The sequence below is a fragment of the Aminobacter sp. LjRoot7 genome (assembly GCF_964252895.1).
Taxonomy (GTDB): Bacteria; Pseudomonadota; Alphaproteobacteria; order Rhizobiales; family Rhizobiaceae; genus Aminobacter; species Aminobacter aminovorans_B.
Genome location: NZ_CAXUPX020000011.1, coordinates 60714 through 77979, shown reverse-complemented (window position 1 = coordinate 77979; position 17266 = coordinate 60714). Strand labels below are relative to the sequence as shown.

General features: G+C 62.9%; 17 protein-coding genes. 13 read left to right on the top strand and 4 right to left on the bottom strand.

All coding sequences use genetic code 11. The features are described from left to right. Nucleotides 1-8 precede the first annotated feature (8 nt). From sucD to ACSQ3E_RS25250, 4 genes are all read left to right on the top strand, one after another. A complete protein-coding gene (gene sucD / locus ACSQ3E_RS25265) occupies nt 9-908 on the top strand; it encodes a succinate--CoA ligase subunit alpha (RefSeq protein ID WP_067967870.1) in 900 nt (299 codons plus the stop codon). A 158-nt stretch (nt 909-1066) separates the two neighbouring features. Then, nucleotides 1067-2041, top strand: a complete 975-nt coding sequence (locus ACSQ3E_RS25260) for a 2-hydroxyacid dehydrogenase (RefSeq protein WP_436124760.1) — start codon at nt 1067-1069, stop codon at nt 2039-2041. Further along, nucleotides 2041-3342, top strand: a complete 1302-nt coding sequence (locus ACSQ3E_RS25255; protein ID WP_436124759.1) for a glycerate kinase type-2 family protein — start codon at nt 2041-2043, stop codon at nt 3340-3342. The genes ACSQ3E_RS25260 and ACSQ3E_RS25255 overlap by 1 nt, the downstream gene beginning before the upstream one ends. Before the next feature lie 160 nt (nt 3343-3502). Then, on the top strand, nt 3503-4243 hold the full coding sequence (locus ACSQ3E_RS25250) for a helix-turn-helix domain-containing protein (RefSeq protein WP_436124758.1): 741 nt from the start codon (nt 3503-3505) through the stop codon (nt 4241-4243). Between the two features lie 475 nt (nt 4244-4718). Here the strand turns inward: ACSQ3E_RS25250 and trpA are convergent, their stop codons facing one another. Both trpA and trpB read right to left on the bottom strand, forming a co-directional pair. Then, nucleotides 4719-5549: a tryptophan synthase subunit alpha gene (gene trpA, locus ACSQ3E_RS25245; RefSeq protein ID WP_436124757.1), complete on the bottom strand. Its 831-nt coding sequence runs from the start codon at nt 5547-5549 to the stop codon at nt 4719-4721. Nucleotides 5550-5551: 2 nt separating this feature from the next. Then, nucleotides 5552-6772 (bottom strand): tryptophan synthase subunit beta, encoded by a 1221-nt coding sequence (gene trpB, locus ACSQ3E_RS25240; RefSeq protein WP_310325546.1) that lies wholly within the window; start codon nt 6770-6772, stop codon nt 5552-5554. Nucleotides 6773-6900: 128 nt separating this feature from the next. Between trpB and ACSQ3E_RS25235 the strand changes: the two genes are divergently transcribed. The 6 genes from ACSQ3E_RS25235 (at nt 6901) to ACSQ3E_RS25210 (ending at nt 13638) form a co-directional block, all read left to right on the top strand. Continuing rightward, complete coding sequence (locus ACSQ3E_RS25235) at nt 6901-7956, top strand: AraC family transcriptional regulator (RefSeq protein WP_436124756.1); 1056 nt, start codon at nt 6901-6903, stop codon at nt 7954-7956. A 119-nt stretch (nt 7957-8075) separates the two neighbouring features. After that, nucleotides 8076-9521 (top strand): xylulokinase, encoded by a 1446-nt coding sequence (locus ACSQ3E_RS25230; RefSeq protein ID WP_436124755.1) that lies wholly within the window; start codon nt 8076-8078, stop codon nt 9519-9521. Between the two features lie 43 nt (nt 9522-9564). Further along, the gene (locus ACSQ3E_RS25225) at nt 9565-10476 is read left to right on the top strand and encodes a sugar ABC transporter substrate-binding protein (RefSeq protein ID WP_436124754.1); all 912 of its coding nucleotides are present in this window, start codon (nt 9565-9567) and stop codon (nt 10474-10476) included. Nucleotides 10477-10505: 29 nt separating this feature from the next. Beyond that, nucleotides 10506-12017 (top strand): sugar ABC transporter ATP-binding protein, encoded by a 1512-nt coding sequence (locus ACSQ3E_RS25220; protein ID WP_436124753.1) that lies wholly within the window; start codon nt 10506-10508, stop codon nt 12015-12017. Then, nucleotides 12014-12943, top strand: coding sequence for an ABC transporter permease (locus tag ACSQ3E_RS25215; protein WP_436124752.1), 930 nt, complete (start codon nt 12014-12016; stop codon nt 12941-12943). Before ACSQ3E_RS25220 ends, ACSQ3E_RS25215 begins: the two co-directional genes overlap by 4 nt. Beyond that, nucleotides 12940-13638 carry a GntR family transcriptional regulator gene (locus ACSQ3E_RS25210; RefSeq protein WP_436124751.1) on the top strand — a complete coding sequence of 233 codons (699 nt, stop codon included), beginning with the start codon at nt 12940-12942 and terminating at the stop codon, nt 13636-13638. The genes ACSQ3E_RS25215 and ACSQ3E_RS25210 overlap by 4 nt, the downstream gene beginning before the upstream one ends. Nucleotides 13639-13689: 51 nt before the next feature. Here the strand turns inward: ACSQ3E_RS25210 and ACSQ3E_RS25205 are convergent, their stop codons facing one another. Together ACSQ3E_RS25205 and ACSQ3E_RS25200 are read right to left on the bottom strand one after the other, a co-directional pair. Continuing rightward, entirely contained in the window at nt 13690-13947 is a 258-nt protein-coding gene (locus ACSQ3E_RS25205; protein ID WP_436124750.1) for a hypothetical protein, read from the bottom strand. 31 nt (nt 13948-13978) lie between these two features. Continuing rightward, nucleotides 13979-14161 carry a hypothetical protein gene (locus tag ACSQ3E_RS25200; protein WP_436124749.1) on the bottom strand — a complete coding sequence of 61 codons (183 nt, stop codon included), beginning with the start codon at nt 14159-14161 and terminating at the stop codon, nt 13979-13981. A 116-nt stretch (nt 14162-14277) separates the two neighbouring features. On the opposite strand from ACSQ3E_RS25200, the gene ACSQ3E_RS25195 reads away from it, so the two are divergent. Genes ACSQ3E_RS25195 through ACSQ3E_RS25185 form a run of 3 tightly spaced genes read left to right on the top strand, consistent with a single transcriptional unit; the run spans nt 14278 to nt 17253 of the window. After that, complete coding sequence (locus ACSQ3E_RS25195; RefSeq protein WP_436124748.1) at nt 14278-15174, top strand: class II glutamine amidotransferase; 897 nt, start codon at nt 14278-14280, stop codon at nt 15172-15174. A 4-nt stretch (nt 15175-15178) separates the two neighbouring features. Further along, nucleotides 15179-15916, top strand: coding sequence for a GXGXG domain-containing protein (locus tag ACSQ3E_RS25190; protein WP_115734725.1), 738 nt, complete (start codon nt 15179-15181; stop codon nt 15914-15916). An 8-nt stretch (nt 15917-15924) separates the two neighbouring features. Then, on the top strand, nt 15925-17253 hold the full coding sequence (locus ACSQ3E_RS25185) for an FMN-binding glutamate synthase family protein (protein WP_115734726.1): 1329 nt from the start codon (nt 15925-15927) through the stop codon (nt 17251-17253). Nucleotides 17254-17266: the final 13 nt, after the last annotated feature.

Genomic DNA, 17266 nt, shown 5'->3' with positions numbered 1-17266 from the left:
AGGTCGAAATGGCAGTTCTCTTGAATCGCCGGACGCGTGTCATCGTCCAGGGTCTGACCGGCAAGATCGGCAGTTTCCATGCCGACGACATGAAGCGCTACGGCACCAACGTGGTCGGCGGCGTCACACCCGGCAAGGGTGGGCAGGTCCATCAGGGCATTCCGGTGTTCAACACCGTCCGCGGCGCTGTGCGCGAGACCGGTGCCGAGGCCTCCATCGTCTTCGTGCCGCCGCCCTTTGCGGCAGACTCGATCATGGAAGCGGCGGAAGCCGGCCTGAAGCTCTGCGTCTGCATCACCGACGGCATCCCCTCGCAGGACATGATGCGGGTCAAGCGCTACATGCGCCGCTTCCGCTATGAAGACCGCATGCGCCTTGTCGGCCCGAACTGCGCCGGCGTCATCACGCCCGGACAGGCGCTGATGGGCATCATGCCCGGCAATATCTACCTGCCGGGCCGTGTCGGCATCGTTGGCCGTTCGGGCACCCTCGGCTATGAGGCGGCCTCGCAGATGAAGGCGCTCGGCATCGGTGTTTCGACCTCGGTCGGCATCGGCGGTGACCCGATCAACGGCTCGTCCTTCAAGGACATCCTCAAGCTGTTCGAGGACGATCCGGACACGGATGCAGTGGTCATGATCGGCGAGATCGGCGGTCCTCAGGAAGCCGAGGCTGCAGAATGGGCCAGGCACAACATGCGCAAGCCGCTTATCGCCTACATCGCCGGCCTTTCGGCGCCGAAGGGCAAGCGCATGGGCCATGCCGGCGCCATCATCTCGGCCTTCGGCGAATCCGCCCAGGAGAAGGTCGAGATCCTGCGCGAAGCCGGCGTGACCATCGTGCCGACCCCGGCCGCCTTCGGCCCGACCGTCGCCAGCGTGCTCGAGCAGCAGAAGAAGGCCGCCTGACCCGGCCTTCGGGGAGCTGGCGCCGACCGGCTCCCCTCTGTCCGGCTGATGCACTGGCCGATTATCGATGATCCATCGCATGATGTGTCGTTTCGAACTGCTAAAGTGCGCCTTGCGCGTCCGACCGGGATGCGTGGCGCTCCAAGCATGACCAAGGAATGGAAATGAAACCTCGCGTTATCGTCACCCGCCGCTGGCCCGCGGCAGTCGAGCAGATCCTGGCGGAGCGCTTCGACACGACCTTCAATCAGGGCGATGCGCCGCTCGGCCCGACCGAGCTCAAGGCGGCGTTCCTGAACTTTGACGCGATCCTGCCGACTGTCAGCGACAAGCTGCCGGCGTCGGTTTTTCCCGATGCCGACATTCGTACCAAGATCCTTGCCAATTTCGGCGTCGGCTTCAGCCATATCGACACGGATGCCGCACGTGCCCGTGGCATCGCCGTGACCAACACGCCTGGTGTGTTGACCGACTGCACCGCCGACATCGGCATGAGCCTGCTGCTTTCCGTGGCCCGCCGTGCAGGCGAGGGCGAGCGTCAGGTTCGCGCCGGCCAGTGGGCGGGCTGGTGCCCGACCCACATGATCGGCACCAAGGTCACCGGCAAGACGATCGGCATCATCGGCATGGGCCGCATCGGCAAGGCCATGGCCAAGCGCGCGCATTTCGGCTTTGACATGGATGTCGTCTTCTACAACCGCTCGAAGGTCGACGATGAGGAAACCCGCGCCATGGGCGCGCGCCAGCTGGCAAACATCGAAGAAGTGCTGGCCGCCTCCGACTTCGTGTCGCTGCATTGCCCAGGTGGTGCCGAGAACCGGCATCTGATCAACGCCGAACGCCTCGCCGCGATGAAGCGCGGCGCGTTCCTGATCAACACGGCGCGTGGCGACGTGGTCGATCAGAAGGCGCTGGTCGCAGCACTCGACAGCGGCACCATCGCAGGTGCCGGCCTCGACGTCTATGACGGCGAGCCTGATGTGCCGGGCGCCCTGATGCGCATGGAAAATGTGGTGCTATTGCCGCATCTGGGCAGCGCCACCGAAGAAACCCGCGTGGCCATGGGTATGAAGGCGGTGGACAATCTGACCGCCTTCTTCGAAGGCCGCGCCTTACCCGACAAGGTGGTGTGATGTATTTCGACTGCTCGGTCTCGGCACTGGTCAAGCTTCGCGCGCAGGCAACGGCCCTGTTTCGCGAAGGTATTGCGGCTTCCGATCCCGAGCAGGCGGTCATTTCCACGCTTGAGACGAAAACGGATGAGATCGTCGCCGCAAGGCGTATCATCCTGATCGCCTTCGGCAAGGCGGCATGCCCGATGACGCGCGCGGCTTTGCCTTTCATCGGCGACAAGCTTGTTACCGCCGTTGCGGTGACCAATTTCGAGAATCTGGCCGACATCGAAGGCGTTGAAGTGATCGCTGGTGGCCATCCGCTGCCGGATGAAGGCAGCATCAGGGGCGCCGAGATCATCGAGCGGGCAGCCCTTTCGGCCGAGCCGGGCGATCTTGTGCTGGTGCTGGTCAGCGGCGGCGGTTCGGCACTTACCTGCGCTCCCGCGGCGGGCATCGCGCTCGCCGACAAGATCGCGCTCAACGACACGCTGATCCGTTGCGGCGCCGACATTAGCGAAATCAACGCCGTCAGGCAGCTGTTCTCGCGGCTCAAGGGCGGACGTCTCGCCCAACTCGCTTCGCGGGCCAAAGTTCTGTCGCTCATCCTGTCGGACGTACCTGGCGACGATGTCGGCACCGTCGCCAGCGGTCCGACCGCCCGTCCTTCGGCGACGCAGGCTGAGGCAATCGCCATTCTCGACCGCTATGGCCTGGTCAAGACGCTGTCGCCGGCACTCAAGGCGCATCTCGACCTGCTCGTCGAACGTAATGAGGTGGCACCCAGCTTCGACCATGTTGAAAACATCGTCATCGGCAGCAATGGCATCAGCCTGCAAAGGGTGATGCACAGTGCCGAAGCCAACTATCCAGTCGTCGTCAAGGCCGACGACTGGCTGAGCGGCGATGTCTCAGATGTCGCCAAGACCTTGCACCGCATGGCAGTGTTCGCAGCCAGCCAGCGCGGTCCCGTTGCGATCGTTGCCGGTGGTGAGCCGACGGTACGCGTCGCTGGCAACGGCAAGGGCGGGCGCAATCAAGAGCTGGCGCTGCGTTTTGCGCTGCTCAACGAGTGGACATCGATCAAGCGTCCCTGGGTCTTCCTGAGCGGCGGAACAGACGGCCGTGATGGCCCAACCGATGCGGCGGGTGCCATCGTCGATGCCGGCTCGACTACCTGGATGCGCAAGCTGGGCTGTAACCCGGTGGCTCTGCTACAGAACAACGACTCGTACCATGCGCTGGCATCGTCGGGCGATCTGCTGATGACCGGTGCCACCGGCACCAATGTTGCGGACCTGCAAATACTGCTGATGCAGTAGCCGGGTTCACCCCGTCGAAGTTTCCAATCGAATGCTTGGCCAGCCAGCGTTTTGCTGGCCGTCGCCGCTCTGCTGCGTTTGTCAGAATCTGTTGAACCCGACACTGAAAATGTTTACTGTCGGTGAAATAGATTCAGCGAGCAGAGGCAGGCGGCGACGTATGAGCAAGGCTAAGGCGGCAGAAAAGAACGGACATTCCAAGAAGAATGGCAAGGCGCTGTCGGCTGCGGTTTCGGCCGGCGCCGCAAAGTCCACTCTGGCTCACGTTTCGCCACCGCTGCACCAGGATCCGCACGCCGTCCGCGATACGCGCGAGAAAGTGCTGGAAGTGGCGATCGGCCACGAGGTACGTGCCTTCCGCAAGAAGCTCGGCATCACCGTCGCCGACCTCGCTTCGGCCACCGACATCTCGCTCGGCATGCTGTCCAAGATCGAAAACGGCATCACCTCGCCGTCGCTGACGACGCTGCAGGCGCTGTCGCGGGCGCTTGGCGTGCCGGTCACAGCCTTCTTCCGCCGCTTTGAAGAGGAGCGCAACGCCGTTTTCGTCAAGTCGGGCGAGGGCGTCGACGTCGAGCGTCGTGGCACCCGCGCCGGACACCAGTATACGCTGCTGGGCCATATAGGCTCCGACACGTCGGGCGTGACGGTCGAGCCATATCTCATCACCCTGTCGGAAGATTCCGATGTCTTCCCGACCTTCCAGCATGACGGCATGGAGTTCCTCTACATGCTCGAAGGCGAGGTCGTTTATCGGCACAGCAACAATCTCTACCGCATGACACCGGGCGACAGCCTGTTCTTCGATGCCGATGCGCCGCACGGTCCGGAGGAGCTGACCCATCTTCCGATCAAATATCTGTCGATCATCTCCTATCCGCGTGGCCGCGGCAGCGACTGAGGGCGGCGAGGCGAGATTGCAGCTTTTTCTCCCTCGCCCAGCCTGATCACTTTGCATCTATAGTTTTGTCGACCTGCGCCTTGAAGGCAGAGGTCACAGGTCCGAATCCTGTATCCCGACAGGAATCGAATCTGTGCCTGCAGATTAGGAATTAGGTTCAAAGTGGAATTGCTCCATCCGAGATTGGCTGCGAGAGCACTCAGCCTAGCCAAGGCAAGCTTCGGGATAGGGCGCTCAACCAGTCGCCATTAGTGTTGGTTGCGTGTCCCCGCAACCAACCTCCTCATAACTTGGTAATTTTCAGAGGGCGCCGCGTTGCGGCCGGTCAGTTTCGTCGACAGTTTATACCTGGTTGTGGTGCGATGTCCTTGGTCCTAGGACAGAGGACAAGGCATCAACGGGATGAAAAGTGAGGATATCGTGGTGCTTCTTCCCGCCCGCACCGTCGAGAGCCGAGCTATGCGTGTTGAAGCTATCATTCGATCCGGAGAGCTAGAGGTACCAAGCGCACGGCATTGCCAAGATCGCTCACGAATGCGCTTACGCATGTGGAGGCCGAACCCATCGCAATTCCTCGCGCGATCGCGTGCACGATTTCACTGCCGACGACGACACCGTCAGCGATGGCTCCAAACGTTTGCACGTCATCCGGGGACTTAATGCCGAACCCGACACAGACGGGCAATGCGGTAAAGGCACGGATGCGCCTGACGAGTTGACGTACCTTTTCCGGATCGGGTGTGGCGAGGCCGGTAGTACCATGGGTAGAGACGCAATAGACGAAGCCGCTCGCCTGACCCAGCTGTTGCTTAAGCCGGTCATCGCTCGCATTCGACGATACGAGGCGGATGAAGTTGATGCCGGCCTTCAGCGCTGGGATGCACAGCTCGGCGTCCATTTCCGGCGGCAGGTCGACGACGATCAGGCCATCGATGCCGGAGGCGACTGCCTCCTCAAGGAAGCGGTCGACGCCATAGATGTAGATCGGGTTGTAGTAGCCCATCATCACGATCGGCGTGTCGTTGTCGTCCTTGCGGAACTCGCGCGCCATCTGAAGCGTCTTGGCCAGCGTCTGGCCCGCCTTCAGCGCGCGCAGGCCGGCGGCCTGGATCGCCGGGCCGTCGGCCATCGGATCGGAAAATGGCATGCCGAGCTCGATGATGTCGCTACCCGCCTTGGGCAGCGCCTTCATGATCGACAGCGACGTCTCGTAGTCGGGGTCGCCGCCCATGAAATAGGTCACCAGCGCCGGGCGTCCCTCGGCCTTCAGCTTCGCCATGCGGCGGTCGATGCGGGTGGTCGTCATGATCAGATCTCCATGCCCAGCATCTTGGCCACCGTATGCACGTCCTTGTCGCCGCGGCCGGACAGGTTGACGATCATCACCTTGTCCTTGCCCATCGTTGGCGCGACCTTGACCGCATGCGCGATCGCATGGGCGGATTCGAGGGCCGGGATGATGCCTTCGACCTTGGTGGTCAGCTGGAAGGCGTCGAGCGCCTCGTCGTCGAGGATCGGCACATAGTCGACGCGGCCGCTGTCGCGCAGCCATGAATGCTCAGGGCCGACGCCGGGATAGTCGAGACCGGCCGAGATCGAGTGGCCGTCGAGGATCTGGCCGTCGTCGTTCTGCAAAAGATAGGTGCGGTTGCCATGCAGCACGCCCGGCTTGCCGGCGCTCATCGAGGCGCAGTGCTCGATGCCGTCGAGACCACGGCCGCCGGCTTCGATGCCGACGATCTTGACGCTGCGGTCGTCGAGGAACGGATGGAACAGGCCGATCGCATTCGAGCCGCCGCCGACAGCGGCGACGATCATGTCGGGCAGGCGGCCTTCCTGTTCGAGGATCTGGGCGCGGGCTTCAGTGCCGATCACCGACTGGAAGTCGCGCACCAGTTCCGGATAGGGATGCGGGCCGGCAGCCGTGCCGATCAGGTAATAGGTGTCATGCACGTTGGTGACCCAATCGCGCAGCGCCTCGTTCATGGCGTCCTTCAGCGTGCCGTGGCCGGCGCTGACCGGGCGCACTTCGGCACCCAGAAGCTTCATGCGGAAGACGTTGGGCTTCTGCCGTTCGACGTCGGTGGCGCCCATGTAAACGAAGCAGGGGAAGCCGAAACGCGCGGCAACGGTGGCCGATGCTACGCCGTGCTGGCCCGCACCCGTCTCGGCGATGATGCGGGTCTTGCCCATGCGCTTGGCGAGCAGGATCTGGCCGAGGCAGTTGTTGATCTTGTGCGAGCCCGTGTGGTTCAGGTCCTCGCGCTTGAAATAGATCTTGGCGCCGCCGAGATGCCTGGTCAGGCCTTCGGCGTAATAGAGCTTGGACGGCCGGCCGGCATAATAGGTCGACAGCTCGTTGAGTTCCGCCTTGAAGGCCGGGTCGTTCTTGGCCTCGTCCCAGTGGCGCTGCAGCTCAAGGATCAGCGGCATCAGCGTTTCGGCGACGAAGCGGCCACCGAAAATGCCGAACATGCCCTGTTCGTCGGGACCGGTACGGAAGGAATTGGGCTCTGCCGGTTGGTTCATGGGTATTCCCTGGTTTCGCAGCACATTGTCACCTTGCCGCAAGGGAACAGGTCAAACCGTATCGGTGTCCTTGCCGGACCCTGAGAGGTCAATGATTACAATTGGTTATGGTTAAATGCGCGGATCATGTGCTGCCGCACCTGTCCCCTCGGTGCAGATGGACAACCAGTACCGCCACGCCTATCTTCTTCTCCAGGATGGTGCCCGACCTGACCGACGCTTCAAATCGGCTCGCCAGCGTGCCGGGCCTTTGGTTCGGCAGCGCGCCCGAAGCTGTGGCCGCCCTGTCCACGCGCTACCGCCCGCATCGGCTCTTGCTTGCCGACAACAAGGCAGGCCTTGATTTCCGTCATCACGCAATCGTATGCGAGGGCGCTTCCCTCAACCTTCTCCGTTATGGTCCAGAACTTGTTGTCGATGCCGGTACCTTCGACACCTTCTATATGATGGAGTTTCCGCTCAGCGGTGGCGTCGACATCCAGTATGGCGACCGACGCGTATCCTCGCGTCTGGGCAGCGGTCTCGTTCTGTCGCCGGGCAGTCATATCAGGTCGACCTGGCGCGCCGACACCACGCAGGTCATGCTGCGGCTGGAGCGGAACTTCGTCGAGCAGGCCTGGCAGCGTCACACAGGCGAGGCCAGGCGGCGCACGCCGATCTTCCAGGCCGAGCTCGACCTTGAGGCTTCGGCCGGCCGGCGTATCGCGCGGCTGATCGGAATGATGGTCGAAGAAAAGATGGAGGCCGGTTGTGCAGCGGCGCTCTCGCCAATGCCGCTGGTGAATGCGGTACTCGAGACCTTGTTCGAACATGTTCCAGCGAAAGCGGTCGCCACCGTCGAATCCGTGGCCGCTGGGCCGGTACCGACCTATGTCAGGGACTTTCGCAGGTTGCTGGACGCGTCTTCAAACCTGCCGTTGACGGTTGCGGAACTGGCAGCAGAACTGGACGTCTCCACGCGCACGCTGACCACCGGCATGCGGCGCTTCACGGGCTACTCTCCGCATGACTATCTGACGATGCGGCGCATGGAACATGCCCGCAAGTTGCTGGATCAGGGCGGCATTTCAATCATGCAGGTCGCAGAGCGGGTTGGTTATGCCAATGCCGGACGGTTTGCGGCATCCTTCCGCGCCTATTGCGGCGTCAATCCATCGCGGTTGTCCGAACACGACACCCGTTGATCCGTACATTTGCGGAAGCACCTGTCCGTTCCGGGAAGCAAAACGCTCCGGGACCTCAGGACCTCGTTGACAAGACGCCTGCCTAAGCCTGGACCTGACGCAAGGAATGGAGGTGCAGATTGGGCGACAATACCCTTCTGGTGGTGGACGTGGGTTCGTCGGCGTTGAAGGCCGTGCTGTTCGGCGCGCGCGGGCAGATGATCGCATCGGCTGCCCAGCCGATCGCGACGCGCTCTACCCCCGAAGGATTGCATGAGCAGGACCCCGACGATTGGTGGTCTGCGCTGCGTGCCGCAATAAGGCATCTTCCCGACAGCCATTCGATTTCTGCCATCGCATTTTCCGGCTCGATGCAGAATCTCATCGCCTTGCGGAGCGACGGCAGTCCGACGGGCCCGGCTGTGCTTTATTCCGACCGTCGCTTCGAAGGAAGCGAGATCGATCGGCTCGGCGCGCGGCTGCCTGCGGACTATGCGCAACGAACTGGGAACCGGCTCGACCCCGCCCATACGATCCTCAAGCTGATGGCGCGCCAGCGCTTTGCGCCACATGCGGCCAACCAGCCCGTGTTGTGGACCTTCGGCGCCAAGGATGCACTGACGTTCCGGCTGACAGGCAAGGCCGTCATCGATCCGACGACGGCATCGACCACCGGGCTGATGAACATCGCGCAGCGCTGTTGGGATGCCGATCTGCTTGCCGTGGCGGGTGTCAACGAAATCGCGCTGCCGCGCATCCAACCGGCAGACGCCGTCGTCGGCTACGTGACTCCGGCCGAGGCCGGGCAGATGGGTCTGCCGGTCGGCATCCCGGTCTTCAACGGATCGGGCGATGCCGGTGCAGCGACATGGGGCGCCTCGGCCGATACTCCAGGCATGGCATATTGCTACCTCGGCACAACCGGATGGGTCGCAACCACACTCGACCATGCGGAAGCGGCACCGCCGCGCGAAACTTATTCGCTGGCGGACGCGATGCGGCCGGACCGCGTGATCGTCATCTCGCCGTTCCTGACCGCGGGATCCGCGCTGGACTGGCTGGCAAGGACGACAGGCAGACCGATCGAGGAACTGCTCGACGCTGCAGCGCTCGCCACCCCCGGTGCTGCCCTGTTTCTGCCCTATCTCGGAGGCGAGCGCGCCCCGTTTGAGGACAGCCAGGTGCGCGGCGCTTTGCTCGGGCTTAGCCACACGAGCAGTGCGGGTGAGCTTGCTCTTGCAGTGATGGAGGGCGTTGCGTTTGCCGTGCGGCACAATCTGGAGGCTGCCGGTTTGCCGCGCACGACCTTGACGGTGATCGGCGGCGCGGCCCGTCACGCCCAGCAGCGGCAAATTCTCGCGGATGCCCTTGGTCGCAACATCGCCATACCAGGTGACAGCGAAACGATGACCGCAACGGGTGTCCTGAAGATGGTCGCCGCTTCCACCGGCATCACACTTTGCCCTGCCGCGCCGGCAGCCGTCATAGAACCGAGACCCGAACGCGCGGCCTGCCACGACCGACGATACGCCGCCTATCTCGCCGCGTCTTCATTCGCGCGGGAACTGTCGCACTCTCTGGGCTGAACCCGACACATCTTTACAGCGCTCAATCGACAAGGAGGAAGTCATGAGAACGCTTACGACACTGCTGGCCGCCGGCATCATTCAGTTCGCAGCGTCCGCGCATGCGGAAGACATAGCGGTGCTGACGCCATATCTCAGCTCGGTCGCCACCAACGAAATGATCGAGACCTTCAAGACCGAGTCCGCGGCGAAGGGTTGGAGCGTCAATGTCGTCGACACGCGCGGCGACTTCCAGCAATTGGCAAGCCGTGTCGAGGATGTCGCCAATGCCGGGGTGAAGGCCATCGTCCTTGTCAGCGTCGATCCCAACCAGATCGGCGACCAGGTTGCTGCTGCCGCCGACCAAGGCATCCCGGTTGTCGTTTTGGACGGCGCGCTGGCAAAGGGCGTGGCAATCAACATCACGACCGACAATTTCGCGCTTGGCAGCCTGCTCTCGGATTATCTGTTCAAGGCGATGGGCGATAAGGGCAACATCGTGAAGTTCTTCCACTCGGCGCATCCCGGCGTGCGCCAGCGTGAGCTCGCGCTCGACAAGGCACTCGGCGAACATCCCGGCATCAAGGTGATAGCCGAACATTATGTGCAGGTTCCCGGCCCGATCGACAACGCTCGTCAGGCCATGGAGACCTTCGTCCGCCAGTATGGCGACGAGATCAACGGGGTGTGGGCTGCCTGGGACGAGCCGGCGATCGGTGCCTTGCTGGCCATCCAGAGCGACAAGCCCGATTCCAAGGCCCTGATCGCCGGCATCGACGGCAACCCGCAGGCAATCGACCTGATCAAGCAATGCAGCAATCTGGTGGCGACGGTCCGGCAGGATTTCCCCGGCATTGCCAAGACGGCGGTGAAGGAGATCGCAGCCGTGATCGAAGGCAAGAAGCCGGAGAAATCCGAAATCTTCGTCAGCGCCAATGTGATTGACCGTGCCAGCCTCGGTGTGAGCTGCAACTAGCAGGCGCCGTCATGCTGGAGGTCGAGGGGGTGACAAAACGGTTCGGCGGGGTGGTGGCGCTCGACGGTGTCTCGCTGCGCGCTGACGCAGGTCGGGTCCATGCCCTGCTCGGCGAAAATGGTGCTGGAAAGTCGACGCTGCTCAAATGTCTTTCGGGCGTCCATCGGCCGGATAACGGCCGCATGGTGCTCTCAGGCCAGGGCTTTGCCCCGGCGAACCCGACCGAGTCCGAAAAGGTGGGGCTCCGCTTCGTGCACCAGGAGCTGAACCTGGTGCCGGGCTTTACCGCTTACGAGAACGCTTTTGTCGGCCGGCGTTATCCGCGCCGCGGTGGCGTGATTGACTGGGCGACGATGCGGTCCCGCTTCAAGGCTGTGCGGGATCGGCATGGCCTCGACCTCGATATTGACGTTCCGGTGGCGCGTCTGTCCGTCGCCAAGTGCCAGATTGTCGAAATCCTGCGTGCCCTGATGGACGATGCCCGGGTGCTCGTCCTCGACGAGCCGACCGCATCGCTGAGTGAAAGGGAAGCCGCGACCCTGCACGGCATCATCCGGCAGCTGGCGAGCCACGGCTGTGCGGTGATCCTTGTATCGCACCGCCTCGACGAGGTGTTTGCCATTGCCGACGACTACACCGTTCTGCGCAATGGCCGCACGGTCGGCTCCGGCCAGCTGTGCGACATCGACCGCACTGGTGTCGTTGCATTGATGGCCGGCGGCAAATTTGACCAGGAGCGTGTCGCTGCGCCGGCGGCGGCCGGCGCGCCGTTGCTACACGCGCCCTTGCTGCACCCGCCCTTGCTGCAATTGTCCGGCTTCAGCCCGTCCCCGGCGCGCGACGGGCTCGACCTGACCGTCCACTCCGGCGAGATCGTCGGTCTCTACGGCGTGGTCGGCAGCGGCCGTTCCAGCCTGCTGAAGTCGATCTGGGGCGCAAATCCGCTTGCACGAGGCGGGCTGACGCTCGACGGCAAGCTGCTGCCCCCCATCGGCATCTCCAGGCGCATCCGGGAAGGTGTCGCTTATGTTCCGGAAGACCGCCGCAGCAGCGGGCTGGTCATGCAGCACTCCATCCTAGACAATGTGCTTGTGCCCCGCCTACCGCTTTACCGCGTGATGCGACGCTTGCCCATCGTCTCTTGGCAACTGGCGCGCCGTGGCGTGCGAAAGCTCCTGGGCGACCGCAGCGTCAAATACGGCCGGCTTGGCGATCGCATCTCGACCCTTTCCGGCGGCAATCAGCAGAAGATCATGATCGGACGTTGGGTCGGGCCGTCCTGCCGCCTCTTCCTGCTCGACGAGCCCACCCGTGGTGTCGACGTGCGATCCAAGGCCGAGATCCACGCGCTATGCCGTTCCCTTGCCGGCGAGGGAACGGCAGTGCTGTTCGTCACCAGCGACATCGAGGAACTCGTCATGCTGGCGCAGCGCATCCTGGTGATGGCGCATGGACGCATCACGCTCGACGCGGCCAATCGCGATCTGTCCCGCAAGGATATCGTCCATGCCGCTTTCGAAACGACAAAGGAGCTGACATGACCCTGGTTTCGCGCTTCGGCACGCTTCTGGGTCTTGGCGTCATCGTCGCCGTGTTCTCGGTGCTGTCCCCACACGGCTTTGCGCAGGGCTCGAACCTGATCAACATCACCCAGCAGATGTCCTTGCTGGCAATTGTCGCCCTGGGCGCTGCGCTCGTGATGTCGCTGTCGGAATTCGACCTTTCGATCGGAGCGGTCGTGTCCATGGCTGGTATTGTTTCCGTCACCCTGTTCGGATCGGGATGGGGCATCCTTGCTACCGTCATCGTAACGCTCGCCGCTGGCTTTGCGGTGGGGTGCATAAGCGGCTTGTTCGTTGCGATCTGGCGCGTTCCGAGCTTCATCATGACGCTTGCCATGGGGACGATCGTCGGGGGCATGACGTTCTGGGTGAGCGGCGGCGCCACGCTGTTCAGCAACATACCCGTTGCCTTCCGCGACATCGGGCGCGGCTATGTCGGGGGCATTCCAGTGCTGACACTGTGGGCGGTGGCAGGCACGCTGCTTGTCGCTTTCATCCTCGATTGGACCGAGATCGGCAGGCGCATCCTTGCCATTGGCGGCAACCGCGAGGCCGCACGCCTCGCCGGCGTCGGCGTGGTCCCGGCGACGGTCTGGGCTTTTGGTCTTTGCACGTTCATGGCCGCGCTGGCGGGCCTGCTGCTGACGGCCAGGCTTGGCAGCGCCCACCCGACGGGCGGAAACGGCTTTCTGCTTCAGGCCTATGCCGCCGCCTATCTCGGCATGACGGCGTTTCGTGACGGGCAGCCAAACGCAGCCGGCACGCTTCTAGGCGCGGCGATCATCGCGGTTGTCGCCAACGGCCTGACCATTCTCGGCGTGCCCAATTACCTGCAGGACATTTTCACCGGCCTCATCATCATTGCCTCGGTGATGGTCCGCAATTTTGGGAGAGCAGCGGATTGAGCGCCACGCATTTCGCGTATGATCGCGTCGCGCAGTCACTCGCAACCGAGCTTTCGAACAGCCTGTGGCGCGCCGGCGACGAGCTGCCGTCGGAGATGGACCTCGCTGCCCATTTCAATGTCACCCGCCGCACTGTCCGCAAGGCGCTGGCCATCGTCGAAAAAGACGGCCTGATCACAAAAGGCAAGGGGCGGCGAACTCGTTTCCGGGGCAAGACCATCGACTGGTCACACGACATGGTGACAGGCCTTCCGGCAGCTGCGCGACGCGCCGGGCTCAGATTGTCGACACGGGTCCTGGAGATCGGCGAGGTGCCGGCCGGGCTCAGCGATGCGCGCGCCCTCGGTCTGCCGCTTGGTGCCCCCGTCACCGAACTCTGGCGGCTGAGGCTTCTCGACGGCAAGGCGATGGTCCAGCAGCGGTCGGTGCTCCCAGTCGACATACTGGCGTCGATCGCGCCGGCTGACCTCGTCAGGCATTCGCTCTACGATCTGGTTCGTCGCGTCAGCGATGTAGCTCAGCTGTTCGTCACCGAGGAGCATTTTTCGCCGTCGCAGGCGAGCGCAAGAGAAGCCAGCTTCGCGATCGTCGAGGAGAGCCGGCCGGTGATGCGTGTGACGCGCATCGTGGCATGTGCGAAAAGACCGGCCGAATACTCCAATTCGATCCTGCTTGGACCGCTCTTTCGCTTTTGACGCCTGCCAAGCGAAAGGGCGCGCCAAGCTTCGAGATGGCGTTCGACGTCCCTAGCTTTGATCATGCTGCAGCCTTCGTTCCAGAGACCGACTGCAGCGCGAAATGAAGAAACAGAACGCGACATAGATCAGGGCGACGAAGATGTCGCCCTCGAGCGCGATGCTGCGCCATAGTGGTTCGCCCGGCGCTTGCTTGGTAGCAAGCAGCAGGTCGGTGAGACCGACGATGCCGACAAGCGAAGTGTCCTTGAACTGGCCGATGAACAAGTTGGCGATTGCCGGGATGGCATGGCGCAGCGCCTGCGGCACGACGACGAAGAGCGATGTCTGCCAGAGCAGGTCAGGCCGGGCACTTCGGGTGCCTGTTCCTGGCCTTCGGGAACAGCCTGGAGGCACCGCGAATCGCTTCTGCGAGATAGGCGGCGCTGAACAGCGTGATTGCGGCCAGCGCGCACGACAGGGCGGCGACCTGGACCTTGGTTGAAGCGGAGTTCCGCACCTGGGTGAGCCAGCGTGGCTGCAATGCCGTTTGTTAGCCGCTTTGTTTTTCTACAGGAATAAAAAATTCATCACAGTTGAATTGGTGTGCGGAACCTGCTAGCTTTTGTCACAGGCAGCCAATCAGGTGAGGAAACCGGGATGTGCGGAATTGTAGGACTCTTTTTGAAGGACAAGTCGCTGGAGCCCCAATTGGGCGCATTGCTGTCCGAAATGCTCGTAACCATGACCGATCGTGGCCCCGATAGCGCGGGCATCGCCATCTACGGCGGCGGCACCAAGGGTCATGCCAAGGTCACCATCCAGTCGGCCAATCCGGACGTGGACTTCAAGGGTCTCGACGCCGAGCTCGGAAAGAAGATCGGTGCCAAGGTTTCGTCGACTGTAAAGTCGACCCACGCTGTGCTCGACGTGCCGACCGAAAAGGTCGCTGAAGCTCGCGCGGCACTTTCCGAACTGCGCCCCAACGTCCGTGTCATGGGCGCCGGCGAAGCCATCGAAATCTACAAGGAAGTCGGCCTGCCGGTCGAAGTCGTGAAGCGCTTCGACGTCACCAAGATGAGCGGCAGCCACGGCATCGGCCACACCCGCATGGCCACCGAATCCGCCGTCACCACGCTCGGCGCGCATCCCTTCTCGACCGGCCCCGACCAGTGCCTGGTGCACAACGGTTCGCTGTCGAACCACAACAACCTGCGCCGCGAACTGATCCGCGACGGCATGCGCTTCGAGACCGAAAACGACACCGAAGTTGCCGCAGCGTATCTGTCCTCGAAGATCGCGCATGGCCAGAACCTCGGTGAGGCGCTGGAAAGCAGCCTGAACGACCTCGACGGCTTCTTCACCTTCGTCGTCGGCACCAAGAACGGCTTCGGCGTCGTCCGCGACCCGATCTCCTGCAAGCCCGCCGTCATGGCCGAGACCGACCAGTACGTCGCCTTCGGCTCCGAGTATCGCGCCCTCGCCAATCTGCCAGGCATCGAAGACGCCAAGGTCTGGGAGCCTGAGCCGTCCACCGTCTATTTCTGGGAGCACTGAGATTATGCATTCAACAAATCTTGCGACCGCGCCTCTGCACCAGGCCAACTACACGCCGAAGACCTTCGATCTGTCCAAGATCACTTTGCGCGAGTTCAACCAGGCTCTTCACAATGTGAAGGATGCCGCCGGTGAATCGAACTGGGAGGTTCTCAACCCCAAGGGCAGCCACGCCGTTGCTGTCGGCGCCGAGCACGCGATCTCGATCGATGTGCAGGGCTCCGTTGGCTACTATTGCGGCGGCATGAACCAGAACAGCACGATCACCGTGCACGGTTCGGCCGGCCCCGGCGTTGGTGAAAACATGATGTCGGGCACGATCATCGTGAAGGGCGACGCCAGCCAATACGCCGGCGCCACCGGCCGCGGCGGCCTGCTTGTTATCGAAGGCAACGCCTCGTCGCGCTGCGGCATCTCGATGAAGGGCATCAACATCGTTGTCCGTGGCAATATCGGCCACATGTCGGCCTTCATGGCCCAGTCGGGCAACCTCGTTGTCCTCGGCGATGCCGGCGATGCGCTGGGCGACTCGATCTACGAAGCCCGCCTGTTCGTGCGCGGCTCGGTGAAGAGCCTCGGTGCCGACTGCATCAAGAAGGAAATGCGCCCCGAGCACATCGCCATCCTGAAGGACCTGCTTGATCGCGCCGGCATCACCGACGTCAAGCCGGAAGAGTTCTCGCGCTACGGTTCTGCGCGCACGCTCTACAACTTCAACATCGACAACGCCGACGCTTACTGAGGAACATTATGAGCTATCACAATCCTCCGACGACGCCACGCAAGTCGGCCACGTTCGATGAATACGCGATGTCTGAAATCCGTCGCGCCGCAGCGACGGGCATCTACGACATCCGCGGCTCTGGCGCCAAGCGCAAGGTCCCGCATTTCGACGACCTGCTGTTCCTCGGCGCTTCGATCTCGCGCTATCCGCTCGAAGGCTACCGTGAAAAGTGCGACACGTCTGTCGTCCTGGGTACACGTTTCGCCAAGAAGCCGATCGAGCTGAAGATCCCGATCACCGTCGCCGGCATGAGCTTCGGCTCGCTGTCGGGCCCGGCCAAGGAAGCGCTTGGCCGCGGCGCAACGCTCTCCGGCACCTCAACCACCACCGGCGACGGCGGCATGACCGAGGAAGAGCGCGGCCACTCCAAGCAACTCGTCTACCAATACCTGCCGTCGCGCTACGGCATGAACCCGCGTGACCTGCGTCGCGCCGACGCCATCGAAATCGTTGTCGGCCAGGGCGCAAAGCCAGGCGGCGGCGGCATGCTTCTGGGCCAGAAGATTTCTGACCGCGTCGCCGAGATGCGCACGCTGCCCAAGGGCATCGACCAGCGCTCGGCCTGCCGTCACCCCGACTGGACCGGTCCGGACGATCTCGAGATCAAGATCCTCGAAATCCGCGAGATCACCGACTGGGAAAAGCCGATCTACGTCAAGGTTGGTGGCGCGCGCCCCTACTATGACACCGCGCTTGCAGTGAAGGCCGGTGCCGACGTCGTCGTGCTCGACGGCATGCAGGGCGGCACGGCTGCGACCCAAGAAGTGTTCATCGAGCATGTCGGCCAGCCGACGCTTGCTTGCATCCGTCCGGCAGTGAAGGCGCTGCAGGATCTCGGCATGCACCGCAAGGTTCAGCTCATCGTTTCCGGTGGCATACGCAATGGTGCCGATGTGGCCAAAGCGCTGGCGCTCGGGGCCGATGCAGTATCTGTCGGTACCGCGGCACTTATCGCACTCGGCGACAACGACCCGCGTTGGGAGGAAGAATACCAGAAGCTTGGCACCACTGCCGGTGCCTACGACGATTGGCACGAGGGCAAGGACCCGGCCGGCATCACCACGCAGGACGTCGAGCTGATGAAGCGCGTCGATCCGATCGCGGCTGGTCGCCGTCTGGCGAATTATCTGAAGGTCATGACGCTTGAGGCACAGACGATCGCCCGTGCCTGCGGCAAAAATCACCTGCACAATCTCGAGCCTGAGGATCTCTGTGCTCTTTCGATCGAAGCTGCCGCCATGGCTGGCGTGCCGCTTGCGGGGACAAGCTGGGTACCTGGTAAGGGTCCCTTTTAAAACCACAAAGATT